The sequence below is a fragment of the Streptomyces sp. SCSIO 75703 genome, from assembly GCF_036607905.1.
In the GTDB taxonomy this organism is placed as follows: domain Bacteria; phylum Actinomycetota; class Actinomycetes; order Streptomycetales; family Streptomycetaceae; genus Streptomyces.
The window spans coordinates 6178592-6203026 of record NZ_CP144555.1 but is presented as its reverse complement, the minus strand read 5'-3'; the positions used below and the strand labels follow the sequence as shown (position 1 = coordinate 6203026).

The following is a 24435-nucleotide window of genomic DNA, read 5'->3' as shown; positions in this document are numbered from 1 at the left end:
GCTGCTGTCATGATCCTCCCCGTGGGACTGCTGCTGATCGGCGCGCTGACGGCCGTCCTCGCCCCCCGGCTGCTCGCACGGGCCGACTGGCCCGACCGCGAACCGGTGGTCGCCCTCTGGGTGTGGCAGTGCGTGGTGGCGTCGGTGCTGTTGTGCTGCGTGCTGGCGATGACGCTGAGCGCGGCGGCGGCCTGGCACGTGGTGGGCGGCCCGATCTTCGCCACCGCGCCGGGCCCCGTGGTGGAGGCGTACGCGCTCGGCACGTCCGGTTCCTGGGCGGCGACCACCGCGGTCGCGCTGGCCTGCGGCGGCCTGTGGACGGCCGCGATGCTCACCCGTGAGGTGGCGCGCGCCCGCGCGCGACGGCGGCTGCGCCGGGCGGGGCTGCGCGAGCGGGCGCCGCTGCTGCCGGGCGAGACCGTGCGGGCGGAGCGGCTGGTGGTCCTGGAAGGCGAGCGGCCGGACGCCTGGTGGCTGCCCGGCGCTCCCCCGCAACTGGTCGTCACCACCGGGGCGTTGCGACGGCTGAAGGGGCGGCAGCTCGACGCGGTCCTCGCCCACGAGCAGGGGCACGCGCGGGCGCGGCACGACTGGCTGCTGCACTGCTCGGCGGCGCTCGCGGACGGGTTTCCGCAGGTGCCGGTGTTCGCGGCGTTCCGGGACGAGATGCACCGGCTGGTGGAACTGGCGGCCGACGACACGGCCTCCCGCCGCTTCGGCCGGCTCACCACCGCCCTGGCCCTGGTCGAACTCAACGAGGACCGGGGGGTCTTCGGGCCCTGCCCGAGCGCCGACGCCCACGTCCCGCAGCGGGTGCACCGCCTGCTCACTCCCCCGGACCGGCTCCCGGCCGCGGCCCGGCTCCGGCTCACCGCGGCGGCGTCCCTCGTCCCGGTGATCCCGGTGCTGGTCGCCTTCGTCCCGGGACTGCGGGCCCTCGGCTAGTCATCCCGGGACCCGTCGGCGAGGACAGTGGCCCTCGTCCCCCGGGTCGGCGAGCATCGCGGCATGTACTCACCGCCCGTCGTCTCCCCGCCCCGCCGCCGCTTCCCGCACGGTGCCCTCGGCACGGCCGGGGCGCTCGCCCTCGCCTGTCTCCTGCTGACCGTCCCGGTCGCCGTCTCGTGGCGTCCGCTGACCGGCCTCGACGGGGACGTCGCCCGGGTCACGCACCGTTGGGCGCTCGGGCACGAGAACGTCACGGACGGGATGCGCTTCCTGTCCGACCGGCTGTGGGACCCGTGGACGATGCGCGTGCTGTGCGCCGGTGTCGCGGTGTGGCTGTGGGGCTGGATCCGGGACCGGTGGACCGCCCTGTGGCTCGCGGTCACGTGCGCGGTGGGCGGCGTGTTCCAGCAGGCGCTGAAGGCGGCGGTGGGCCGCCCCCGGCCGGTCTGGGCGCACCCGGTCGACTCCGCGCGGTACGCCGCCTTCCCGTCGGGCCACGCCATGACGGCCACCGTCGTGTGCGGGGCGCTGGTGTGGCTCGTGTACCGCTACGGCGCCCCGCGCGCGGCACGCCGTACCGCGGGGGCCGCGGCCGTGGTGTCCGTGGTGGGCGTCGGCGCGACCCGGGTGTGGCTGGGCGTCCACTGGCTCAGCGACGTCGTGGGCGGCTGGCTGTTCGGGGGCCTGGTGGTGGCCCTCGCGGTCCTCGCGCACGAACGCTGGCACCCCCGGGCCACGGCAGTGACGGGCGGCCCGGAGACGCGCTAGGTGTATCGCCCTGTGAGGTCGTGCCGAGGCCACCGGCGGCCCCGCGCGGCACGGGCGCGGGGGCGAAGTCGTCTCCCCGCCGGCTCCCCGGACCCGGGGCAGGCGGCCGTCGCACCCGTCGGCGGGTCGTCGGATCACCAGGTCACCGGGGTCTTCGGGAAGAGCGGCCGGCCTTCCTCGGACGATCCCCCGTGTCGCCCGAGGAAGACGGCAGCCGAAACAGCCCCGGCACGGGGCCTGTCCCTCAGCGCTGAGTATAGTTGGCTGCCAGCCAGTCAACGCAGGAGTACAGCATGTCCCCGCGCAGCGCCTCGGTCAATGAAGAGTTGCGGAGGCGTTCGAAGGAGCGGCTCCTGCAAGCCGCCGTCGAACTGGTCGCCGAGCGCGGCTACGACGCCACCACGCTGGGCGACATCGCCGACCGGGCGGGATCGGCGCGCGGTCTGGTCTCGTACTACTTTCCGGGCAAACGCCACCTCGTGCAGTCCGCGGTGCACCGGCTGATGCACCGCACGCTGGAGGAGGCCCTGGAGCGGGAGCCGCACGCCGAGGGGGGTCCGGAGCGGATGGCGCGGGCCATCGACGCGATCCTGGGCCTCGCCCGGGACCGGCCGGTGCTCATGCGGCACCACATGGCCGGGCTGCTCCAGGCCGAGGGCTTCGTCCCCTGCCCGGAGCAGCGGCGACTGGCCGAACTGCTGCGCGACACGGTGGTGCGGCACGGTTCGCGGGACGTGGACCGCGACTACCCGATGCTGCGCGCGCTGCTGATGGGCGCCGTCTTCGCGGCCCTGGTGCCGGGCGTGCCGATGCCGGTGCCGGTGCTGCGCGCCGAGCTGTTCCGGCGGTACGGGCTCGACTGGGGCCTCGGGGTCCCGCCGGAGGCCCAGGCACCCGGCGGGACGCGCGAGACGGACCTGTCGCGGTTCTTCGCGACGGACCTGCCGCGCCAGGAGGGCCGGCCCGCCAGGCCCGACCGGCGCGAGTAGCCCGAACGGGTCACGAGGGGCGCGCGCCCGTGACAAGGCCGGTCACGGCGCCGGGGGCGCCCCGGCCTCCCGGCGGGCGTGGCGCGGCGCGAGGAACCCCTCGTCACGGGCCTCGCCGATGAGCCGGAGCGAGCGGCGGCGGCTCTGCCCGGTCGCCCGCATCACCGCCAGGACGGGGTCGTCGCCCCCCTCCCGGGCCGCACGGTACTCCCGCGCGACGAGGCGGCGTCCCTCCGTGCCGCGCGGCCAGGCGAGCCGTGCCCGGCGCGCGGCGGCCGGCGCGGCCTCGGCGGCGCCGGACACGCACGCCTCGTAGAGGGGGCCTTCCAGCCACTCCCCGAGCGCCGCGAGGTCGTCGAGGGAGAGCGCGGGTTCGGCGCGCACCGCGTCGACCCGGAGAGCGCCGTCCGACAGGACGGCCAGGGCGTCGATCCACGCCCCGTCGGCGAAGGCCAGCCGGAGGTCGAACCACGTGCACGTGGCGCCGCCCTCCCGCACCACCCAGGTCTGCCGCACGGACATCTCGACGTCGCCCGGACAACGATCGGAAAGCCGCAGAGAACGATCACCGAAAGATGCTTCCACCATATACAGAACGTAAGCAAATGATCACTTTCCATACGAACAGAACACGCACGATCGGCCCCGCCGCTACCCCGACAGCCGAGCGGACCCTGGACCACCGCCACCAGGCACCGCCGAGGTGACCGGAACGGGACCGTGCGGAGCGTTGTCGGGAAAGCGCTGACACCGTCCGTTCCGTTCAGCGGACTGAACAGCCCCCGGCCGCCGGCAGCAACCCGCACCGGCCCCGCCAGGCGGGTACAGGCGAGCGACCCACGCCGACCACACGTCGGCACGTCGCCCTTCATCCCTGAACGCGCCCCATGTACCTGAACCACCGCCCGCGTGCCCACCGGAAGGAACCGGACCATGCCCCCACGCCTCCGCGCCGACACCCGCGTGACGACCGGCGCGCCGGCCACCCTCGCCCCTCGATCGACCCGGGGCTCCGGCGGCCAGGGCGCCGAGCAGGGACCGGCCCTGAGGCCGGCGGCAAGGCGCTCCCGTTCCACGGGGCCGGGACGCCGAACATCCCCGGTCGCACCGTGCGGCACTCCGGCACCTTCGTCCGCTCCCGCGGCAACCGCTCGCCCCCGTACAGGCGGACCGTCAGCCTCGACGGCGCGCACGGCCGCACCTCACCCCGGGGAACCGCTCTCCGCCCGGACCCGCCCGGCCTGTTCGCGCTGGTAGCGCGTGTACGCGTCGCGCAGGGCCGGTCCGGGCCAGCCGTCCGGCAGGAGTGACGGCGGCAGCACGGGGTCCGCGAGCAGGTGGCGTACGACGGCCGCGAAGGCCGCGAGGCGGCCGGCCGGGTCCCCGGCCGTGTCGACGTGGGCGAGCAGCGCGCGGGCCCTGTCCGCCCAGGCGTCCAACGGCCAGAGGACCGCGGCCAGTTCCGCGTCGGGCCGGTCACCGGGACGGCAGGTGTAGCGCCCGGCGACCTCACCGAGGTCCCCGGGCAGCGGACGGAGCAGGTTGGCGGGACGCAGCCAGACGCCCTCGCGGAGTTCGGCCAGGCGCAGGGCGGCCAGCCGGGCGCGGAGTTCGGCGCGTTCGGCGGGGCCGCGTCCGGTCGCGGTGATCACGACCATCTCCCAGTCGCCGTCCCAGGGACGCGTGTGCGGCCGGACCGCCTCGTCCTGGCGCCGTTGGCGCTCCAGCAGCCGTTCGCTGAGGCGGTACCCGGGCCGCCCGGTGCGCCGCAGGTCGCCGGCCGACGCCATGCGGCTGAGCGCCGCCCGCGCCGTGGAGGAGCCGACGCCGAAGCGTTCCGCCAGGCGGACCAGCTCCCCCGCCGGCAGTTCCGGGGGGTGGGTGCCGAGCAGCAGGCTCAGCAGCACCGACCGCGCGGACAGGGGGCGCGGCGCCGGCTCGCCCGGGGGCGCAGGGTCGTTCATCCGCAGGGACACGCCTGCACCCTACGCCCGGCCGCGCATGTTGCACTATTGCTACAACCGCAGATGCAGTGCAACACTCGGGGTATGACGACACTCGCGCACGAGCCGTACGAGGAGTCCGCGGGCCACCCCGAGGGGCGGGCCACGCACGAGGTCACCAACCAGCCCCCGCCCCTGGCCCCCTACGACGCCGCCGAGGACACCGCCCTGCTGGAGGGGGTGCGGCGGGAGGGCGCGGGCTGGGCCGAGGAGGGCCTGCGCCGCCTGGGCCGGCGGGCCGGCAGCGCGGAGGCCCAGGAGTGGGGCGATCTGGCCAACCGCCACGCGCCGGAGCTGCGCACCCACGACCGGTACGGGAACCGGGTCGACGAGGTCGACTACCACCCGAGCTGGCACCGGTTGATGCGCGTGGCGGTCGGCGAGGGGCTGGCCGGCGCCCCCTGGGCCGACGACCGGCCCGGCGCCCACGTGGCGCGGACCGCGGGTGCTCTGGTGTGGGGACACACCGACGCGGGGCACGGCTGCCCGACGTCCATGACCTACGCGGCGGTGCCGGTGCTGCGCCGCCAGCCGGAGCTGGCCAAGGTCTACGAACCGCTGCTGACCAGCCGGGAGTACGACCCGGGCCTGCGTGCCCCCGCCGGGAAGCGCGGCCTGCTGGCCGGCATGGGGATGACCGAGAAGCAGGGCGGCTCGGACGTGCGGACCAACACCACGCGCGCCACGCCGACGGCCGAGCACGGCGTGTACACACTGCGCGGGCACAAGTGGTTCACCTCCGCCCCGATGTGCGATCTCTTCCTGGTGCTGGCACAGGCCCCGGGCGGGCTCTCCTGCTTCCTGGTGCCGCGGGTGCTGCCCGACGGCACCCGCAACACCTTCCGCATCCAGCGGCTCAAGGACAAGCTCGGCAACCGGTCCAACGCGTCCTCGGAGCCGGAGTTCGACGGGACGGTGGCCTGGCTGGTCGGCCCCGAGGGACAGGGCGTCAAGACCATCATCGAGATGGTCAACTGCACCCGCCTGGACTGCGTGATGTCCTCGGCGACGCTGATGCGCAAGACGCTCGTCGAGGCCGGACACCACGTGCGTCACCGCAGCGCGTTCGGCGCCCGGCTGCTCGACCAGCCGCTGATGCGCAACGTGCTGGCCGATCTGGCGCTCGAGTCGGAGGCGGCCACCGCGCTCACGCTGCGGCTGGCCGGAGCGGCCGACCGGGCGGCGCGCGGGGACGCCGGAGAAGCGGCGTTCCGGCGACTCGCCACCGCCGTCGGCAAGTACTGGGTGACCAAGCGCGGGCCCGCGTTCACCGCGGAGGCCCTGGAGTGCCTCGGCGGCAACGGGTACGTGGAGGACTCGGGCATGCCCCGCCACTACCGGGAGGCGCCGCTGCTCTCCATCTGGGAGGGCTCGGGGAACGTCAACGCGCTCGACGTGCTGCGGGCGCTGCGCCGCTCCCCCGCCGGCGCGCACGCCCTCTTCTCCGAGCTGGCCCTCGCGCGCGGGGCCGACGCCCGGCTCGACGCGGCCGTGGCCCGGCTGGAGTCCGGGATCGGCGAGGGGTCCGAGTACGGGGCGCGGCGCCTGGTGGAGCGGATGGCGCTCACGCTCCAGGCGTCCCTGCTGGTCCGGCACGCTCCGCCGGCGGTGGCCGACGCGTTCTGCGCGTCCCGGCTGGGAGGCGACTGGGGGCACTCCTTCGGGACGTTGCCCGACGGCGCGGATGTCGACGGCGTCCTGGCACGGGCGCTGCCGGACGGGAGCTGACCGGGACGGGGGACGCCGCCGCACGGCGGACAGCCGGACGCGGCCCGGGGCGGACCGCACGGCGGGCAACCGGACACGGCCCGCACCGGAGCCGAGAGCAGGGGCCGCGCCGCGGACGGCCGGGCACGGCGTGAGCCGGGCGCCCCGCGCGGGCCCGGCAGCGCCGTCCCGGCCTGCGGCGACGCCCTTCCGGCGGGAGACTGTCGGTACCGGGGTGCAGACTGGTCGCAGTCCGGGACAACGGTGTCCCCAGACTCCCCGGAGGTGATCGGCATGACCGAGGTACTGCTCGCCGTGGGCACCCGCAAGGGCCTGTTCATCGGCCGTCGGCGGGGTGGCACCTGGGAGTTCGACGACAGCCCCAGGTTCCCCGCGCAGGCGGTGTATTCGGTCGCCGTGGACACCCGCGGCGACACCCCGCGGCTGCTGGCCGGCGGGGACAGCGCGCACTGGGGCCCGTCGGTCTTCCACTCCGACGACCTGGGCCGCACCTGGACGGAGCCGGGCCGCCCGGCGGTGAAGTTCCCGCAGGACACCGGCGCCTCGCTGGAGCGCGTGTGGCAGCTCCACCCGTCCGAGGCCGAACCGGATGTGGTGTACGCGGGCACCGAGCCCGCCGCTCTGTACCGCTCGGAGGACCGGGGCGAGAGCTTCGCGCTGGTCCGCCCCCTGTGGGAGCATCCCACCCGCTCGCGGTGGGTGCCCGGCGGCGGCGGTGAGGGGCTGCACACCGTCCTGACCGACCGGCGGGACCCGAAGGCCGTCACGGTCGCCGTCTCGACCGCGGGCGTCTTCCGCACCACCGACGGCGGCGCGAGCTGGTCGCCGTCCAACTCCGGGGTCTCGGCGGTGTTCCTGCCCGACCCGGACCCGGAGTTCGGGCAGTGCGTGCACAAGGTCGCCCGGGACGCGCGGGACCCCGACCGGCTCTACCTGCAGAACCACTGGGGCGTGTACCGCAGCGACGACGCGGGCGCGCACTGGACGGACATCGGGGAGGGACTGCCGTCCACCTTCGGCTTCGCGGTGGCGGCCCACCCCCACCGGGGCGACACGGCGTACGTGTTCCCGATCAACGCCGACTCCGACCGGGTCCCGGCCGGCCGGCGCTGCCGGGTCTTCCGCACCACGGACGCGGGCGCGACCTGGGAGCCGCTGACGGCCGGGCTGCCCCCGGAGGACCACTACGGGACGGTGCTGCGCGACGCCCTGACCACGGACGACGACACCGACGGGACGGGCGTCTACTTCGGCAACCGCAACGGCGAGTTGTACGCGTCCGCCGACGACGGCGACACCTGGCGCCCACTGCTCACCCACCTGCCGGACGTCCTGTGCGTCCGGGCCGCCGTCGTGGCCTGACCCCGATCCCGGGCGCCGGTCCTCGCCCGGCGGTCCGGGTGCGCGGCGCGCCGCCTCCGGACGGCGCGGTCTACGGCAGGCGCCAGTCCACGGGCTGCGAGCCCTGCCGTACGAGCAGGTCGTTGGCGCGGCTGAAGGGGCGCGAGCCGAAGAAGCCCCGGTCCGCCGACATCGGCGAGGGGTGGGCGGACTCGACCGCGGGGTAATCGCCGAGCAGCGGACGCAGATTGCGCGCGTCCCGGCCCCACAGGATCGACACCAGCGGCTTCCCCCGTGCGGCGAGCGCGCGGATGGCCTGCTCCGTGACCTCCTCCCAGCCCTTGCCCCGGTGGGCCGCCGGTTTGCGGGGGGCCGTGGTCAGCGCCCTGTTGAGCAGCAGCACGCCCTGCCGGGTCCACGGGGTGAGGTCCCCGTTGGAGGGCCGCTCCAGCCCCAGGTCGGTGCTCATCTCCCGGTAGATGTTCTCCAGGCTGCCCGGCAGCGACCGCACCTCGGGGGCGACCGCGAAGCTCAGCCCGATCGCCATCCCCGGCGTCGGATACGGGTCCTGACCCACGATCAGGACCCGCACGTCGTCGAAGGGCTGCTGGAAGGCCCGCAACACGTGCGCGCCCGCCGGGAGATACGTCCGGCCCGCCGCCACCTCGGCGCGCAGGAAGTCCCCCATGCCCGCGATGCGTCCGGCCACGGGCTCCAGGGCCTTCGCCCAGCCCGCCTCTACAAGTTCATGCAACGGTCGTCGTGCCACGCCGCGTCACTCTACTGGTCCACACCGACAACGCCCCACCGCGGAGCGGCCCCTCCCGCCGGTGGCCCCCGGCCGCTACCCTCCTGATCGTCGGACCGCCTCCGGCGGCACGCGGGTCGGGCCGCGACAACCCGGGAGAGGAACGCCGTTGCGCACCCTGGTCAGCGCGGGTCCGCCCCGCCGCCCTCACGGTCCGCGCCCGTGACCCGGCCCGGGGGGCGGGAGACCGCGGGCGGGCCCGGATTCCTGGCCGTCGACTCCGGCGGCTCGGGCCTGCGGGTCGTCGCCGGTACCGCCGGACCCCGCGCGCCCGGCGCCCTGGGCCGGCGCTCCGGCGACGAGCCGGTGCGCACCGGGCCGCGCGGAGTCGACCCGGACCACCTGATGGACCGGCTCCTGCCCCTGGCCCGCGCGGCGGCCGCCGAGGCCGGGGTGGACCGGATCGGCACCGTCGTCGTCGGGGCGGCCGGCATGGCCACCCTGGGCGACGCGCTGCGCGCCGAACTGCCCGGCGCCCTCGCCCGCGCCCTCGGGGTGCGGACGGTCGCGCTGGCCGCGGACGCGGTGACCGCGTACGCCGGGGCGCTCGGCACCCGGCCCGGCGCCGTGGTGGCCGCCGGCACGGGACTGGTCGCCACCGGCACCGACCTGGTCCGCTGGCGGCGGGCGGACGGCTGGGGCCATCTGCTGGGCGACTGCGGCGGCGGCGCCTGGATCGGGCGGGCCGGGCTGGAGGCGGCGCTGCGCGCCCACGACGGGCGGGAGGGCGGTTCCGTCACGCTGCTGGCCCGCGCCGAGGAGCGGTTCGGACCGGCCGCCGGACTGCCCGGCCGGCTCTACCCGCGCACCGACCGCCCCGCCGTCCTGGCCTCCTTCGCCCCCGAGGTCGCCGCCTGCGCGGACCACGACCCCGTCGCCGAGGACGTCCTGAACGCCGCCGCCCGCCACATCGCGGACTCCGCCGCCGCCGTCTGCCCGCCCGGCGGCGACCCCCTCCTCGCCGTCACCGGCGGCCTGACGAAACTGGGCGAGCCGCTGCTCGCCCCGCTCGCGCGGGAGCTGGGCCGGCGGCTTCCGCACGCGCGGCGGGTGCCGGCCGAGGGCAGCCCCCTGGACGGCGCGGTCCGTGTCGCCGCCGCCCTCGCCACCGGGTCGCTCGCCCTTCCCCGCGAGGGCCGTCTGCTGTACGTGGTGACCGTTCCGGAGGCATGACAACGATCGCAGGGGAGGCGAATCGTGCCGATGTCGTCCGATCCGTACATCACTCATCAGACAAAACCGGACGGATACCGCTCACCTGCACCCTGACCGAACAGGGAAGCACGGGAAACCAGTAACATGCGGCGCCATGAGCTCCCCCACTGGGCCCGCGTCCGGCCTGCCAGTACGAATGCCGCGCCCCCGCCAGCCCGGACGGCACCGCCGTCCCGAACCCGTGGTGGCTCCCGAGGGTGCGCCCGCTCTCGTCCTCGCCGTGCCGGGCACGCCCAGTAGCGCCACCCGCGGCCTCGCCGAAGAGGTCGTCAGCATCGCCCGTTCCGAACTGCCCGGCCTGGACGCCCGGATCGGCTACCTCGACGGTGACGACGACGAGTTCGTCTCCCTGTCGGCCGTGCTCGTGCACGCCTCCGAGGAGCGTGCCGCCCGCTACGAGCAGGCCGTCGCCGCCGGGCTGGAGGCGAAGCGGCCCGAGGGCCCCGTCGCCGTCGTCGTACCGCTGCTGGCCGGCCCGGACAACGCGCTGCTGCGCCGCATCCGCCAGGCCGTCATGGACAGCCGGATCGCCGCCGAGCTGACCGACGTGCTCGGCCCGCACCCGCTGCTCGCCGAGGCGCTGCACGTGCGGCTCTCCGAGGCCGGCCTGGCCCGCGCCGACCGCGCCAGGCTGTTCACCGTGGCGACCGCCGCGGACGGCATCGTGCTCGCTTCGGTGGGCGGTGACGAGGCGGTGCAGGCGGCCGGGATCACGGGCATGCTGCTGGCCGCCCGGCTGGCGGTGCCGGTGATGGCGGCGGCGCTGGACGAGGAGGGCTCGATCTCCTCCGTCGCCGACCAGCTCCGCGGCTCGGGATCGCAGCAGCTCGCCCTCGCCCCGTACCTCATCGGTCCGGAGATCGACGCGGCCCTGCTGGAGGAGGCGGCGAAGGAGGCGGGCTGCGCCACCGCCGAGCCGCTCGGCCCGTACCCGGCGATCGGCAAGCTTGCCCTCGCCAAGTACACGACGGCGCTGGGCATCGTCCCGCAGCCGCAGAGCACGCCCAGCCTCTGACGCACGGACGCCTCGAAAGGGCCCGCCCCCGGGACGGGCCCTTTCGCGTGCCCGGGTCAGCCGAGGACGACGCAGGACGCCGCCGGCACGGCCAGGGCGCCGGCCCGCCGGGGCGTGCCCGAGACGGGGTCCACGGCGAACCAGGTCACGTCGCCGGACCGCTCGTTCGCGACGTACAGGACGTCCGCGCAGGCGGTGAGCGCGCGCGGCCAGTGGCCGCCGCAGGGCACGGTGGTGAGCAGCCTCAGGCCGCCGCCGGGCTCGACGGCGAAGACGGTGAGGACGTCCTCGCCGCGGGTCGCCGTCCACACGAAGCGGCCGTCGGCCGAGACGACGACACCGGACGGGTAGGCGTCGCCGGCCGGGGTGGCGGCCAGCACGGGGACCTCGCCGAGCGGGCGCAGTGTGCCCTCGGCGGCGTCCCAGCGGCAGACCGTGAGGGTCGGGGCGAGTTCGTTGACCACGTAGGCGTGGTGGCCGTCGGGGTGGAAGGCCAGGTGGCGGGGGCCGGAGCCGGGGCGCAGCGCGGTCTCCCGGTGGACGGCGGGCGCGCCGCCGACAAGGGTGCACACCCGTACGGAGTCGGTGCCGAGGTCGACGCTGACGGCCCAGCGACCGCTGGGGTCGGACTGCACCTGGTGGGCGCGCGGGCTGCGCCGGCGCCCGGCGTCCGGGCCGGAGCCGGTGTGCCGGAGCACCCCGGAGGGGGCCGCGGCGAGGGTGCCGTCGGGCCGGACCGGGACGGCGCTGACGCTGCCGGAGCCGTAGTTGGCGGTCAGGACGTGCCGGTCGTGGAGGCCGAGGTGGGTCGGGGCCTCGCCGGCCACGGGGACCGGCGCTCCGGCGGGCTCGGGCCCGCCGTCGGTGAGGCGGAACGCGGTGACCGTGCCGTCGGTGGTCTCGCTGACGGCGTAGAGCGTGCCGCCGTCGGGGGCGAGGGCCAGGTAGGAGGGGTCGGGGACGGCGTCCAGGGTGTGCGTGGCCGTGAGCGCGCCGCTGCCGGGATCGACGTCCGCCGTGACAATCCCGGGCCCCCCGGCCGCCGTGAACGATCCGATGAACGCCCGCCGTCGCCTGTCGTCCGCCACCCTGGTCCCTCTCGTCGTGCGGAGGTCCTCCGCGCCCCGTGACGCCGGCTGGTCGCCGGGCCCAGGGCGACGGTAGCCAGCCGAGGGCAATTGGTCCAGACCAACTGGGAGCCGACGGGTGGTCAGGCGCCCACCAGGGGCGAGCCGGAGGGGGCGCGCAGGGGCGCGACGAGTTCGGCCAGGGCCTGTTCGAGGCCGTGCAGGTGGGCGAGGGCCCCGCCGGCGGCGTGCGGTGCCGCCGTGCCCCGGGCGGGGACGGCTCCGCCGCCGGTGAGCGCCTCGACGGCCGCCTCGACCCGCCGGCAGGCGTCGGCCAGCCGGACGTCGTGCGAGGCCACGGGGTCGGCGGCGACGGCGGCCAGACCGCGGATCTCGCGGGCACAGTCGTCGAGCAGGGCCAGCACCCGGCGGGCCCGGCGCTTGCGGCTCGCCACCGGGTTCAGCGGGTGCACGAGCGGGGCGACCGACAGCCGGACCCGGCCGAGCAACTGCTCCAGTTCGGCCACGCGGGGCGCCGGATCGGCGCCCTCGGACCCGGCCAGGCGGGCGGCGGCCTCGGCGGTGCAGTCGTGGACACAGCGCAGGGCCCGCCGGATCCAGGCGTCGGTGACGGCGTGGGTGGTGACCGGCAGGACGAAGAGCACCGCGAGCGCGGCGCCGAGCGCGCCCACCGCGGTCTCGGCGAGCCGCAGGGCGAGCAGCCCGGGGCCGAGGACGCCGAGGAGCCCGTAGAGCAGTTCGGCGAGCACGGTGACGCAGAGCATCATCCACGTGTACGAGACGGCGGCGGTGTAGAAGATGCCGAAGACGCAGACGGCGGCGAGGACGGCCGTGGGTACGGCGTCACCGGCCACCGGGACGGCGACGAGCAGGCCGAGGCCGATGCCCACGGCCGTGCCGAGGACCCGCCGGAAGCCGCGGACCAGGGTCTCCCCGCGCGAGGCGGTGTTGACGAAGACCCACCAGGTGGCGCCGACCGCCCAGTACCAGCGGTCGTGCGACACCCACGCGCCCATGGTCAGGGCGAAGGCCGCGCCGACGGTGGCCTGGACCGCCTGGCGGGTGGTGACGCGGGCGAGTCCGGTCCCGGTGGGCGGGGCGGGTACGACGGCCGGGGGCAGGCGGCGCTCATAGCACCACAGGCCGAAGCGGACGGCGGCCGCGGTGGGCACCGAGAGCAGGACGGCCGTGTACATCTCGGGCAGCAGGCCGGGGGTCGCGTCCAGGAACAGGGCGATGAAGAACGTCATGAAGGCGAACACGCCGAGGCTGTGTCCGCGCGGGCCCCAGCGCCGCGCGTACACGCCCACGCCGACCACGGCCAGGAAGGCCAGGTCACGGGCGAGGGTGTGGCCGTGCAGGAGGGCCACCGCGGTCAGCACGGGCAGCCCGGCGGCCGGGAGCAGCGCGGTGGTGAGCGCCTGTCCGCGCACGGTGGCGTCGGTGACGGTGAACAGGGCGAGCAGCGCGGCGAGGCCGCCGATGACGGCGCCCACCAGGGAGACGCCGGCCAGTCCGCAGACGGCCGTGGCCGCGGTGATGCCCAGCACCCCGCGGGCGGCGAAGCGCAGCCGCGCGCGCCCCGGGTCCGGGGCCGTGAACGCCCTCTTCGGCATGGATGTACCGCCCCCTCGAGTACCGCGTCGGTCGGTGGCATGGAAAAGGCGCCGCGGGACCCGCAGCGCCATCGACCCCCTTATGGGAGCATCCCGGCCACCACTGGCTCAACCGGCCTCCTTCATACTGGGCCAATGGCCCAGCAACACGCGCGTTCACCGGGCCGGGGGCAGGCCAACGGCCGAAGCCCGCGGACCGGCGCATATCCCCTCTTGCCGGGCCGTTGACAGCGTCGGTGGCCGTCACCGACCCAGGAGACCCACGGAAGGGCCCGGCACCATGGCCGTCGACGAGCTGGACACCCGCATCCTGCGGCTGCTGCTGGAGCAGCCGCGCACCAGCGTCCGCGAGTACGCGCGCATCCTGGGCGTCGCCCGCGGCACCCTCCAGGCCCGCCTGGACCGGCTGGAGCGCGACGGCGTGATCACCGGCACCGCCCCCGCCCTCTCCCCCGCCGCGCTGGGCCATCCGGTGCTGGCCTTCGTGCACATCGAGGTCACCCAGGGGCATCTGGACGAGGTGGGCGAGGCGCTGGCGGCCGTGCCGGAGATCGTCGAGGCCTTCTCGATCACGGGCGACGGCGACCTGCTGACCCGTGTGGTGGCCCGGAACAACGCCCACCTGGAGGACGTGGTCCAGAAGCTGATCAGCCTGCCCGGGGTGGTGCGCACGCGCAGCGAGGTGGCGCTGCGCGAGCGCGTCCCGCACCGGCTGCTGCCGCTCGTGGAGTCGATCGGCCGCTCGGCCCGCAGGTGAGCCTTGGCATGCTGGACGCCATGAGCACTCTCGGTGGCATCTCGGTCGTCTTCGATCTCGACGGGACTCTCGTGGACAGCGAGCCCAACTACTACGAGGCGGGCCGGCAGACCCTCGCCGCGCACGGCGTCTCCGACTTCACCTGGTCCGACCACGAGGAGTACGTGGGCGTCAGCACCCAGGAGACGGTCGCCCGCTGGAAGGAGCGCTACGGACTCGGCGCGTCGGTGGAGGGGCTCCTCGCCGAGAAGAACCGCCGGTACCTGGAGCTGGCCCGCGCCGCCACGCGCGTGTACCCGCAGATGCGGGCCTTCGTGGAACTGCTGGCCGGCGAGGGCGTCCCGATGGCCGTGGCCTCCGGGTCGTCGCCGCGGGCCATCGAGGCGATCCTGGCCCGCACCGGCCTCGACGCCCACCTGCGCACGGTGGTCTCGGCGGACGAGGTGGCGCGCGGCAAGCCCGCCCCCGACGTCTTCCTGGAGGCGGCCCGCCGGCTCGGGGCCGACCCGGCGGACTGCGTGGTCGTGGAAGACGCGGTGCCCGGCGCGGCGGCGGCGCACGCGGCCGGCATGCGCTGCATCGCGGTCCCGTACGTGGCCGCGCAGGCGGACGCCCCGGAGTTCGCCGCCGCCGGTCTGCTGCTGCGCGGCGGACAGGAGGAGTTCACGGCGCGGGCCGCCCACGAGTGGCTCTCCCGCACGGCCCGTACGTCCCGCTCGGCCTGAAACGGAGTGCCCCTCGCCGGGGTCGCCCCGGCGAGGGGCCGCGCCCCGTGAGGTGACGGGCGGGAAGGGCGAGGGCCGGAGAGGCCGGGGCGAGGAGACGCAGAACACACTCGTGGCGTGGGGGTTTCCCCCCGGAACGGTGATTGATTCGGCGCCGGAATCCGTATCCCCCGGTGTCCGAGCCTGTCTTCGCCCCTGGAGGCACGATGCGCGTCACGCGCACCACGGCAGGGACCGCGTTCGTCTGCGGTGCCCTCGTCCTGACCCTCTCCGCCCTCGCCTACCCCACGATGCTCGGGGTGCAGAACACGGCCGGCACCCAGGACCGGGTCATCGCCAACACCCGGTACGGGCCGCTCACCGAGGCGGACCGGGACTTCGTGGTCAAGGTGCGTGCCGCCGGACTGTGGGAGCACCCGCTGGGCCTGATGGCCATCGAGCGCGGCACGACCCCGGAGATGAAGGAGGCGGGCGAGCACCTGGTCGTCGGACACGCCCGGCTCGACGCCACCTGTCGCCGGATCGCGCCGGAACTGGGCATCACCCTGCCCAACCAGGCATCGCCCCAGCAGCAGCAGTTCGTGTCGACGGTGGACGGAACGGAGGGGAGGCAGTTCGACACCACCGCGGTCAACATCATGCGGGTCACGCACGGCCAGATCTTCTCGGTGATCGCCAAGGTGCGCGCCAACACCAAGAACTCCCTGGTACGGCAGCTCGCGGACCAGGCCAACGACACCGTCCTGGACCACATCACCGTGCTGGAGAAGACCGGCCTGGTCAACTTCGACCAGGTCAACTTCCAGCAGACGGCCCCGCCGACCCTGCCCAAGGTGCAGCTCACCCCGCCCGCGCCGCAGCCGGGCGAGCCGGTGCTGTCACTGACGGAGCCGCCCGGCCTGGACGTCGACACCACCGCGCCCACGCCGAGTCCGGCGGTCGGCTGACCCAGGGGTGAGCCCGGGGCCGTACGGGCCGGTCAGCCGCGCCGCGGGCCGCCCCGGCGTCCGCCCCGGGAGCGGTCCGCGCCGCGCCGCGCGCCGCCACGGGCCGTGCTCCCGGCGGCCGGTTTGCGCCGGGCCGGCGTGGCGCCGCGCCGCTCGTCCCGGGCGGGGGCGGCCTTCTCGGGGGCCTTCGGGCGGCCCCGGGTGCTGTTGACCGTGCGCCCGCGGACGATGCCGATGAACTCCTCCACCAGGTCGGTGTGGGCGTCCTGCGGCCAGGAGAGCGCCACAGCCGACGCCGGCGCGTCGGTGACCGGGCGGTGGGTGAGGTCCTTGCGGTGGTGGAGCCGGGCCAGCGACAGCGGGACGACGAGGACGCCGATGCCCGCCGCGACCAGTTCGACCGCGTCCGCGGTGGTCGCCGGGCGTTCGAGGGCGGGCCTGCCCGGCAGCCGCTCCCAGCCGAGGACGTCGTCCAGGGGGTGCAGCACGATCTCGTCGGACAGGTCCTCGACGCCCACCTCGTCGGCCGCGGTGACGAGGTGGTCCTTGGGGACGACGACGACCGTGGTCTCGGTGTAGAGGGGGATCGCGCTGAGCACGTCCCGGTCGACCGGCAGCCGTACCAGCGCGGCGTCCGCCGTGCGGTCCCGCAGCCGCCCGGGCGCGTCGGCGGCGAGAACCTGCTCCAGCGCGAGGGGGACGCCGGGGAGTCGCTCGTGCCAGATGCGCGCCCACTTGTCGGGCGTCACCCCGGGGACGTACGCGAGCCGGAACGAGGGGGGTGCTTCCGAGCCTGTCACCCGGACAGGTTACCGGGAGCGGGCCCCGGCCGCGGTGACCGGCCGTGGTCCGGGGGCCTCCGGACGGTCGATACCCTTGACGTCATGACGTCCCACCAGAACACCCAGACCATGAAGCCCGCGACCGCGGCGAAGAAGCTGGGTGTGTACCTCGAGGCCACCCCCGCCGAGTTCCAAGAGGGTGTGGTCTCGCGCGCCGAGCTGAACGCGCTGCAGGCCGACCCGCCCCAGTGGCTGCGGGACCTGCGTCGCGACGGCCCGCACCCGCGCCCGGTGGTGGCGGCCAAGCTCGGCGTGTCCATCGCGGGCCTGCGCCGCGGCGGGGTCACGGAAGCGCTCACCACGGAACAGATCGAGGCGCTGAAGCAGGAGCGTCCCGACTGGCTGGAGCACGAGCGGTCGGTCCAGGCCGATGTCCGCAAGGAGGCGGCCCGGGTGAAGCGCCTGCACGCCGAGAAGGCGGAGCGCGCGGCCGGCGCCTGAGCGGGCCCGCCACGAACCGGTTGCCGTGAGGGGGCGCCGTCGGCCCGGCGCCGACGGCGCCCCGTCACGAAGCGGTCCGAAGGGTCGAGCGGGCGGCGCCGCTCAGGCCGGGCGGGCACGTACGGCGCTCAGGCCGGGGCCGGCCCGCCGAAGAGGTCCGCGCAGTCCGACGGCAGCAGACCGCGCAGGTGGTCCGCCGCGTCGGCGGGGACCGCCTCCGCCAGGGTGGAGAGGACGGCACCCGCGTCCCACTCCGCCGTGCGCGGCCGGGCGCCGGTCTGCCGGGCCACCCGCCGCAGGAACTCGGGCCGGCCGAAGGACTCGGGGCGTCCGCGCTCCAGGCGCAGCGCGTCGGCCAGGGGAGCGGGCAGATGGACGGCGAGGGCGGCGGCCTCCGTGGGACCGATCCGGGAGGCGACCACCCACAGGACGGCCTTGGAGACCTGCTCGGCCTCGTCGTCCCCGTGGTACTCGCCGCGTTCGCGGACCCGGGTCAGGAACTCGTCACGTTGCACGGCCCGCCTCCTTCCCTCGTCCTCCGCACCGCCGGGTGCCCCCGGCGGGGGCGCGAAAACGGGTGCGCGCGGTGACACGCGGGCCGTACGCCACCTACGACACCTGCGAGCCGCGCCGGGCCGTCGGGCCCTCGGGGAGGGCGGGTCGTACGGGTGCGGTGGTGCGGCGCGTTCGGCGTGCCGGGTGCTGACGGCCGGACGGCCCTGGGGTGGTGTCCGGCTCCTCCGATGCCACCGGTGCGTCCGGTGCCTCCGTGCCTCCGTGCCTCCGGTGCGTCCTGTCAGCGGCGGGCGGGGGTGGTCGTCTCGGCGCACGCGGTCACCCGGTCCAGCGCGTCGTCCGTGAACAGGGCGCGTCCCGCCTCGACCCGGGCCCGCCGTGCGGGACCGTGGGCGGTGAGCACACGCAGCGACCGGAGCAGGGCCCCCTCGTCCCCGGCGAGGTCCGACACGCCGAGGGTGGCCATACGGCGCACACCGTCCGCGCCGTGGCCGGGTATCGGGCGGTAGCCGACGACCGGGAGCCCGGCCGCCAGTGCCTGGACGGCGGTCTGACCCGCCGCGTTGTCGATCAGGGCACGGGCCGCGTGCAGCAGTCCGGGCATGTCGGACACCCAGCCGAGCGCGACGACCCCGGGCGTCTCGGACAGGTGGCGGCGCAACCGCTCGTTGCCGCCGCAGAGCACGACCGGCAGGAAGCCCTCCTCCCGCAGCAGACCCACGGTGCCCTCCAGATGTGAGCCGACCCCCCAGGCACCGGCCGAGAGCACCACCGGGGGGCGTCCCGGGCCGTGCCGGTCGAACAGCCGCCGCCAGGTCCCCGCCCCCGGCGCCTCCTCGCGGAACTCGGGGGCGACCACGGGCCCGCACACGTCCGCCGGTCTCCCGGTGGCCGACCGCGCCGTGCGCGCCGCGTCCTCGGTGAGGCACAGGAGGTGGTCGTTGCCGGGGTGGAGCCATTGCCGGTGGACGGCGAAGTCGACCACCAGGACGACGCTGGGCGCGGCGAGCAGTCCGCGCGCGCGGAGGTGCCCGGTGAGCTGGGCCGCGAGGTGGAAGACGGGGACGACGACGTCCGCGCCGGTGCGGTCGGCCAGCTCCCGCAGCCGGTCGCCGGCGAGCCGGGCCAGGGGCGTGCCGTCGGGGCGCCGGCCCGCGCCGGGGCGCAGGAAGAGGCGGTACAGGGCGGCGTAGGCCCAGGGGGCGTGGCGGACCGAGCCGCGGTAGAAGCGCCGCAGGGCGCCGCCCAGCCCGTACGGCAGCAGGGCGAGCACGTCGACGGCCTGGGCGTCGTGGCCCCGCTCGCGGGCGCGGCGGACCAGTTCGGCGGCGACGGTGTCGTGCCCGGCGCCCATGCTCGCGCTGACCACCAGCAGGCGCCGGGGGCCGGGCCCACGGGCCGCGGTCCCCGGCGGGCCGGCCGCGGAGGAGCTGCGAGGCTGCACGGCGCCCGAGTTGCCCCGCGGCCCCTTTCCAAACGGGTGAGGGGTCCCCGGTGCCCCGGCTTTCCCCGCCTCCGACGCACCACCACACCTGGCATACCGGTGCGTTTCGGGCGATCCTGGGCGGGATACTCCGTCACCGCCCGTCCGGTCGGACACCGGAGCCCCGACCGCGGTCGGACCGCTGCGAGGTGTCCGCCCCGAACCAAGGTGGTCCCTCATGGTCCCTGCGTTCTCCCGCACCCGGCCCGCCGCCGGTCCCCCGGCCGCCGCACCCGACGCGGACCGGGCCCGGACCCGGCGGCGGCACGGCGACGGCCCGGGGGCCCTTACCCGTACCGCGCTGGTGACCGGCGCCTCCTCCGGGATCGGCGCGGCGGTCGCCCGCCGGCTCGGCACCGAGGGCGACTGGCGGATGGTGCTCACCGGCCGCGATCCGATCCGGCTGCGCGAGGTCGCCGAGGACTCCGCCGCGACCGCCTTCGCCGCCGACCTCACCCTGCCCGGCGCCGACCGGCAGCTCGCCGACTTCGCCCTGGCCACGGTGGGCTCCGTGGACCTGCTGGTCGCCGGGGCCGGGATCGGCTGGGCCGGGGAGTTCCGCGAGATGCCGCCGCACTCCATCGGCGACGTCTTCGAGATCGACGTGCTGGCCACGCTGCGACTGGTGCGGCTGCTGCTCCCGGGCATGGTGGAGGCCGGTTCGGGCCGGGTGGTGCTCATCGGATCGCTGGCCGGGTGTGTCGGGGTGCGCGACGAGGCCGTTTATTCGGCCGCCAAGGCGGCGCTCGGCACGTTCGCGGAGTCGCTCCGGTACGAACTGCGGGGCACCGGCGTGGGCGTCACCCATGTGGTGCCGGGGGTCGTCGACACGCCGTTCTTCGACCGGCGCGGCGAACCGTACCGGCGCTCCCGGCCCCGCCCGGTGCCCGCCGAGCGGGTGGCGGACGCGGTGCGCACCGCCGCCGTGCGCGGCCGGGACGAGGTGTACGTGCCCGGCTGGCTGCGGCTGCCGTGCCGGGTCCGGGGGGCGGCGCCGGGACTGTACAGGCGGTTGGCCGCCAGGTTCGGATGAGCGGAAGCGCGCCGCGGTGAGTGCCCTCACCGTCGTCCTCGCCCTGCTGGCGGCCCTCTCCAACGCCGCCGCCTCCGTGCTCCAGCGCCGTGCCGCCGCGCTGGACGAGGGACGGGACGGTGCCGTCCACACGGTGGTGCGGTCACTGCTGCGCCTGGTGCGCGACCGGTACTGGGTCGGTGGCGCGGCGCTGCTCGCCCTGACGACGGTGCTCCAGGCGGCGGCGCTCGCGGTGGGCAGCCTGGCCGTCGTGCAGCCGCTCATGGCGAGCGAACTGCTCTTCACCCTGGTCGTCGGCAGCGTGATCTTCCATCGGCGGCCCGACCGGCGGACCTGGCTGGCGTTCGTGGCACTGGCGGGCGGCCTCGCGCTGTTCCTGGGCGCCGCCTCCCCCACGGGCGGCCGGGACACGGCGGTACCGGGCCGCTGGGTGTGGGCGGGTCTCGTGCTGTTCGCCGTGGTGGCGGGGTTCGCCGCGGCCGGCCGGCTGGTGCGGGGAGCCCCGCGGGCGGCCCTGTTCGGGTCGGCGTCGGCGGTGGCATTCGGCGGCACGGCGGCGCTGCTGAAGGAGGTCACCGGGAGGTTCCCCCAGGGGGTGCGCGCGGTCCTCACCGGGTGGCCGCTCTACGCCACCGCCGTGGTCGGCGTGATCGCCTTCCTGCTGTTGCAGAGCGCCCTGCGGGCGGGCACCCTCGCGGCGTCGCAGCCGGCGCTGACCCTCGGGGACGCGCTGACCAGCGTCGCGCTGGGCTCGGCCCTGTTCGGGGAGGAGATCGGGCTCGGGGTGCGCGTGCTGCCCGAGCTGATCGGGCTGGCGCTGATCGGGCTCGGCAGCATCGGCCTGGCCCGCGCGCCGTCCGTGCACGGGACGTGGGACACGGCACCGGCGGCCCGCGACGGCCCCGGTGCCGGTCCGCGCGCCCGGCCGCGCGGGGCGTGGCGGGCCGGGTCGTCCTCGGCGCTCCCCGGGAGCGCGCCGGGGACGGAGGACGACGGACCGCGGGCCCGGGGCCGGCCGGGACGCCCCGGGCGCGGGGCCGGGGAAGGCGGGGACGATGGATGAGCGTGCGGCAGTCCGCCGGCTGGTGTCCGCGGCGGGGCCGGTGTGCGCCGTGTCGCTGGCCGCCGCGCTGGCCCACATCGGGCCGGCGGCGACCTGGCTGCCCGGACCGCGCCGCCGCTGGCTGCCGCGGCTGGCGGGACAGGGGCGGCCCGGCCATGTCGCCCTCACCTTCGACGACGGCCCCCACCCGGAGTCCACCCCGCGCTTCCTCGACGCGCTGGACGCCCTCGACGTCCGGGCGACGTTCTTCCTCCTCGGCGAGAACGTGGTCCGGCATCCCGCGCTGGCCCGCGAGTTGTCCCGGCGGGGGCACGAACTCGCCGTGCACGGCTGGACCCACGACCAGCCGTGGCTGCCGTCACCCGTCCGCGACACGCGCGAACTCCTGCGGGCCGCGCACGCGGTGGGCGAGGCCGGCGGCGCGGCGCCACGCTGGTACCGGCCGCCGTACGGCATCCTCACCTCCGGCCGCTGGGCGGCGGCCCGGCGGGCCGGGCTGCGGCCGGTGCTGTGGTCGGCGTGGGGCAAGGACTGGCGGGCGGACGCCACGCCCGCCTCGGTGCGGGCGACCGCCGCCTCCGCCCTGCGCGGCGGCGGCACGCTCCTGCTGCACGACACCGACCACACCTCGGCACCCGGCAGTTGGCGGGCCACGCTCGGCGCGCTGCCGGAGATCGTCGGCGACTGCCGGTCCGCCGGGCTGGTGGTGGGGCCCCTCGCGGAACACGGCGCGGACTGGGAGGGGTGAACCCTGGGCCCCGTCGCGGTGTCTTGGGCGCGCGGCGCCACCGTGCCCCGGAGGCCGCGGCTCTCCCGCACACGCGACGGCACCGGCGGTCCGTGGAGGGGACGTCACGCCCCCCCACACGACGTCCTGGTCCGGCACGTCGAGCACCCCTTCGCCCCCGACGTCCCCCAGCCCCGGTGCTGACGAGTCGTCGACGGCACCGGCCCGCACCCGATCGTCGTCGGCGTCGCTCCCGGCCGCGACGACACGCGCGGCGAACCGGTACGTCGACCGGGTTCCGGCGGGCCCCTCGACAGACCGGCGGTGGGAGGCGAACGGGGCCGGGCAGGCTCCCCGGTGCCTCGCCGCCGCCTCAGCCGAGGAAGCCGAGGCGGACCCGCCGCTCGGTGTTGTCCCTGTTGGTGTCCACCAGGCACACCGACTGCCAGGTGCCCAGTTCCAGCCGTCCGCCGACAACGGGCAGCGTCGCGTGCGGCGGCACCAAGGCGGGCAGGACGTGGTCGCGCCCGTGGCCGGGGCTGCCGTGCCGGTGCTGCCAGCGGTCGTCGGCGGGAAGCAGGGTGTGCAGGGCGGCCAGCAGGTCGTCGTCGCTCCCCGCGCCGGTCTCGATGATCGCGATCCCGGCGGTGGCGTGCGGGACGAACACGTTGAGCAGACCGTCGCGGCCCGCCGCCACCTCGCGGAGGAAGGACTCGCACTCGCCGGTGATGTCCGCGACCCGCTCCGCGGACCCGGTGGCGAGGTTCAGGACTCGGGTGGTGAAGGCTTCGGGCATGCCCCCATCCTGACGCACGTCAGGGGCCGAGGGTGGTGGGCGGGCCGGTTGGGACGACGGCACGGCGCGCCCGCCCGGGAGGGCACCGGCGTGGCGACCCGCGTGAGGGCTCACGTACGGCGGCGGAGCGGCGCGTCGGGCGGGGGTCTGGCGGCGTGTCGGCGGTCGGTCCGTCCGTTCTCCGGCGTGTCGTCGAAGGGCGTGTCGGCCAGGTGCCGGGCCTCGGTCGCGGTGGGCGTGTCGCGGCGGCACGTGTCGGCCCTGGGGCGCGTACGAGGTGTCCCGCGCGTGTCGGCCGTCCGGCGGGACTCCTGCGTGGCGCGACACGCCCGCCGTGTAGCGCGGCCGTACAGGGCGGGGGGTGTGTCGCCCGCTCCTCCCGGCCCGGGGGCGTCCCGAGCCGATGCGCCCCGCCGCGCCGGGACGAGACACACCCGCCCCCGTCCGACGCGCCGGGAAGACCGGAGTGCCTCCCGCCGTTGACCTGGACATGGACATCCCGCGCGAAGTCGAGGTCGTCGTCATCGGCGCCGGTCAGGCCGGACTGTCGGCGGCCTTCCACCTGCGGCGCACCGGTGACGAGCCGGGGCGCGACTTCGTGGTGCTCGACCGCTCCCCCGGCCCCGGCGGCGCCTGGCAGTTCCGCTGGCCCTCGCTGACGTACGGCAAGGTGCACGGCATGCACGCCCTGCCGGGCATGGAGCTGACCGGCGCGGACCCGGCGCGGCCCTCCGCGGAGGTCGTCGCCGGCTACTTCGCCGACTACGAGCGGACCTTCGGCCTGCGGGTGCGCCGTCCCGTGCGCGTCCGCGCGGTACGCGAGGGCGACGGCGGACGGCTGCTCGTGGAGACCTCGGACGGCACCTGGTCGACGCGCGCGCTGATCAACGCGACCGGCACCTGGGACCGGCCCTTCTGGCCCCGCTATCCGGGCCAGGAGACCTTCCGCGGACGCCAGCTCCACACCGCGCGGTACGCCGGTCCGCAGGAGTTCGCCGGACGGCGGGTGATCGTGGTCGGCGGGGGCGCCTCGGGGACCCAGCACCTCCTGGAGATCGCCCCGTACGCCGCGGCCACCACCTGGGTGACCCGGCGTCCGCCCGTCTTCCGCGAGGGCCCCTTCGACGAGGAGGCGGGCAGGGCCGCCGTGGCGCTCGTGGAGGAACGCGTCCGGCAGGGGCTGCCGCCGCGGAGCGTGGTCTCCGTGACCGGGCTGCCCCTCAACGACGCGATCCGGGCCGGTCTCGACTCCGGGGTGCTGGACCGGCTGCCCATGTTCGACCGGATCACACCCGACGGGGTGCGCTGGGCCGACGGGCGGGAGGTGGCCGCCGACGTGATCCTGTGGGCGACCGGCTTCCGGCCGGTGATCGGGCACCTGGCGGCGCTGGGGCTGCGCGAGGCGGGTGGCGGGATCCGGGTCGAGGGCACCAGGGCGGTCGCCGACCCCCGCGTCCACCTGGTCGGCTACGGTCCGTCCGCCAGCACCATCGGCGCCAACCGCGCGGGCCGCGCGGCCGTCCGGGACATCAGGCGGCTGCTGTCCGGGGAGGACGAGCCGGCCGCCGCGTGACGCCGGGGCCGGC

At 76.3% G+C, this 24435-nt stretch carries 24 protein-coding genes; 15 read left to right on the top strand and 9 right to left on the bottom strand.

Going from position 1 to position 24435, the window contains the following annotated elements; all coding sequences use genetic code 11:
- Window positions 1–9: 9 nt before the first annotated feature.
- From VM636_RS27475 to VM636_RS27465, 3 genes are all read left to right on the top strand, one after another.
- Window positions 10–945 (top strand): M56 family metallopeptidase, encoded by a 936-nt coding sequence (locus VM636_RS27475; protein ID WP_030417599.1) that lies wholly within the window; start codon window positions 10–12, stop codon window positions 943–945.
- 63 nt (window positions 946–1008) lie between these two features.
- A complete protein-coding gene (locus VM636_RS27470) occupies window positions 1009–1716 on the top strand; it encodes a phosphatase PAP2 family protein (protein ID WP_338485945.1) in 708 nt (235 codons plus the stop codon).
- Window positions 1717–2009: 293 nt separating this feature from the next.
- Complete coding sequence (locus tag VM636_RS27465) at window positions 2010–2705, top strand: TetR/AcrR family transcriptional regulator (protein ID WP_030417601.1); 696 nt, start codon at window positions 2010–2012, stop codon at window positions 2703–2705.
- A gap of 42 nt (window positions 2706–2747) precedes the next feature.
- Here the strand turns inward: VM636_RS27465 and VM636_RS27460 are convergent, their stop codons facing one another.
- Both VM636_RS27460 and VM636_RS27455 read right to left on the bottom strand, forming a co-directional pair.
- Window positions 2748–3227 carry a DUF6214 family protein gene (locus VM636_RS27460; protein WP_338485944.1) on the bottom strand — a complete coding sequence of 160 codons (480 nt, stop codon included), beginning with the start codon at window positions 3225–3227 and terminating at the stop codon, window positions 2748–2750.
- 680 nt (window positions 3228–3907) lie between these two features.
- A complete protein-coding gene (locus VM636_RS27455) occupies window positions 3908–4669 on the bottom strand; it encodes a PaaX family transcriptional regulator C-terminal domain-containing protein (RefSeq protein WP_037857038.1) in 762 nt (253 codons plus the stop codon).
- 84 nt (window positions 4670–4753) lie between these two features.
- Here VM636_RS27455 and VM636_RS27450 point away from each other — a divergent pair, with 84 nt between their 5' ends.
- Window positions 4754–6436: an acyl-CoA dehydrogenase family protein gene (locus VM636_RS27450; protein WP_338485943.1), complete on the top strand. Its 1683-nt coding sequence runs from the start codon at window positions 4754–4756 to the stop codon at window positions 6434–6436.
- 273 nt (window positions 6437–6709) lie between these two features.
- A complete protein-coding gene (locus VM636_RS27445) occupies window positions 6710–7798 on the top strand; it encodes an exo-alpha-sialidase (RefSeq protein ID WP_338485942.1) in 1089 nt (362 codons plus the stop codon).
- A gap of 70 nt (window positions 7799–7868) precedes the next feature.
- Here VM636_RS27445 and VM636_RS27440 read toward each other — a convergent pair whose 3' ends face one another.
- A complete protein-coding gene (locus VM636_RS27440) occupies window positions 7869–8546 on the bottom strand; it encodes a uracil-DNA glycosylase (RefSeq protein ID WP_338485941.1) in 678 nt (225 codons plus the stop codon).
- A gap of 201 nt (window positions 8547–8747) precedes the next feature.
- On the opposite strand from VM636_RS27440, the gene VM636_RS27435 reads away from it, so the two are divergent.
- Together VM636_RS27435 and VM636_RS27430 are read left to right on the top strand one after the other, a co-directional pair.
- Window positions 8748–9758 (top strand): BadF/BadG/BcrA/BcrD ATPase family protein, encoded by a 1011-nt coding sequence (locus tag VM636_RS27435; protein ID WP_338485940.1) that lies wholly within the window; start codon window positions 8748–8750, stop codon window positions 9756–9758.
- A gap of 136 nt (window positions 9759–9894) precedes the next feature.
- Complete coding sequence (locus VM636_RS27430; protein WP_030417608.1) at window positions 9895–10815, top strand: hypothetical protein; 921 nt, start codon at window positions 9895–9897, stop codon at window positions 10813–10815.
- Window positions 10816–10871: 56 nt separating this feature from the next.
- Here the strand turns inward: VM636_RS27430 and VM636_RS27425 are convergent, their stop codons facing one another.
- Window positions 10872–11903: a lactonase family protein gene (locus VM636_RS27425; protein ID WP_030417609.1), complete on the bottom strand. Its 1032-nt coding sequence runs from the start codon at window positions 11901–11903 to the stop codon at window positions 10872–10874.
- Between the two features lie 122 nt (window positions 11904–12025).
- Window positions 12026–13519, bottom strand: a complete 1494-nt coding sequence (locus VM636_RS27420) for an FUSC family protein (protein ID WP_338485939.1) — start codon at window positions 13517–13519, stop codon at window positions 12026–12028.
- A gap of 280 nt (window positions 13520–13799) precedes the next feature.
- On the opposite strand from VM636_RS27420, the gene VM636_RS27415 reads away from it, so the two are divergent.
- The 3 genes from VM636_RS27415 to VM636_RS27405 all read left to right on the top strand — a co-directional run bounded on the left by VM636_RS27415 (window position 13800) and on the right by VM636_RS27405 (window position 15948).
- On the top strand, window positions 13800–14276 hold the full coding sequence (locus tag VM636_RS27415) for an Lrp/AsnC family transcriptional regulator (RefSeq protein WP_030417611.1): 477 nt from the start codon (window positions 13800–13802) through the stop codon (window positions 14274–14276).
- Between the two features lie 20 nt (window positions 14277–14296).
- A complete protein-coding gene (locus VM636_RS27410) occupies window positions 14297–15001 on the top strand; it encodes an HAD family phosphatase (RefSeq protein WP_053913348.1) in 705 nt (234 codons plus the stop codon).
- A 206-nt stretch (window positions 15002–15207) separates the two neighbouring features.
- The gene (locus VM636_RS27405; protein ID WP_030417613.1) at window positions 15208–15948 is read left to right on the top strand and encodes a DUF4142 domain-containing protein; all 741 of its coding nucleotides are present in this window, start codon (window positions 15208–15210) and stop codon (window positions 15946–15948) included.
- A gap of 32 nt (window positions 15949–15980) precedes the next feature.
- On the opposite strand, the gene VM636_RS27400 is transcribed toward VM636_RS27405, so the two are convergent.
- Window positions 15981–16748 (bottom strand): LysR family transcriptional regulator substrate-binding protein, encoded by a 768-nt coding sequence (locus VM636_RS27400; protein ID WP_338485938.1) that lies wholly within the window; start codon window positions 16746–16748, stop codon window positions 15981–15983.
- An 84-nt stretch (window positions 16749–16832) separates the two neighbouring features.
- On the opposite strand from VM636_RS27400, the gene VM636_RS27395 reads away from it, so the two are divergent.
- The gene (locus VM636_RS27395) at window positions 16833–17231 is read left to right on the top strand and encodes a DUF5997 family protein (protein WP_030417615.1); all 399 of its coding nucleotides are present in this window, start codon (window positions 16833–16835) and stop codon (window positions 17229–17231) included.
- Between the two features lie 128 nt (window positions 17232–17359).
- Here VM636_RS27395 and VM636_RS27390 read toward each other — a convergent pair whose 3' ends face one another.
- Complete coding sequence (locus VM636_RS27390; RefSeq protein WP_053913159.1) at window positions 17360–17746, bottom strand: DUF2267 domain-containing protein; 387 nt, start codon at window positions 17744–17746, stop codon at window positions 17360–17362.
- A gap of 281 nt (window positions 17747–18027) precedes the next feature.
- The gene (locus VM636_RS27385) at window positions 18028–19101 is read right to left on the bottom strand and encodes a galactosyldiacylglycerol synthase (protein WP_338486467.1); all 1074 of its coding nucleotides are present in this window, start codon (window positions 19099–19101) and stop codon (window positions 18028–18030) included.
- Window positions 19102–19408: 307 nt separating this feature from the next.
- On the opposite strand from VM636_RS27385, the gene VM636_RS27380 reads away from it, so the two are divergent.
- Genes VM636_RS27380 through VM636_RS27370 form a run of 3 tightly spaced genes read left to right on the top strand, consistent with a single transcriptional unit; the run spans window position 19409 to window position 22074 of the window.
- A complete protein-coding gene (locus VM636_RS27380; RefSeq protein WP_338485937.1) occupies window positions 19409–20263 on the top strand; it encodes an SDR family NAD(P)-dependent oxidoreductase in 855 nt (284 codons plus the stop codon).
- A 16-nt stretch (window positions 20264–20279) separates the two neighbouring features.
- Window positions 20280–21326, top strand: a complete 1047-nt coding sequence (locus VM636_RS27375) for a DMT family transporter (protein WP_338485936.1) — start codon at window positions 20280–20282, stop codon at window positions 21324–21326.
- On the top strand, window positions 21319–22074 hold the full coding sequence (locus VM636_RS27370) for a polysaccharide deacetylase family protein (RefSeq protein WP_051821112.1): 756 nt from the start codon (window positions 21319–21321) through the stop codon (window positions 22072–22074). Before VM636_RS27375 ends, VM636_RS27370 begins: the two co-directional genes overlap by 8 nt.
- A gap of 352 nt (window positions 22075–22426) precedes the next feature.
- On the opposite strand, the gene VM636_RS27365 is transcribed toward VM636_RS27370, so the two are convergent.
- Window positions 22427–22849, bottom strand: a complete 423-nt coding sequence (locus VM636_RS27365; RefSeq protein WP_030417621.1) for a secondary thiamine-phosphate synthase enzyme YjbQ — start codon at window positions 22847–22849, stop codon at window positions 22427–22429.
- A 490-nt stretch (window positions 22850–23339) separates the two neighbouring features.
- On the opposite strand from VM636_RS27365, the gene VM636_RS27360 reads away from it, so the two are divergent.
- Window positions 23340–24422, top strand: a complete 1083-nt coding sequence (locus VM636_RS27360; protein WP_053913162.1) for an NAD(P)-binding domain-containing protein — start codon at window positions 23340–23342, stop codon at window positions 24420–24422.
- The last annotated feature ends 13 nt before the right edge of the window (window positions 24423–24435 follow it).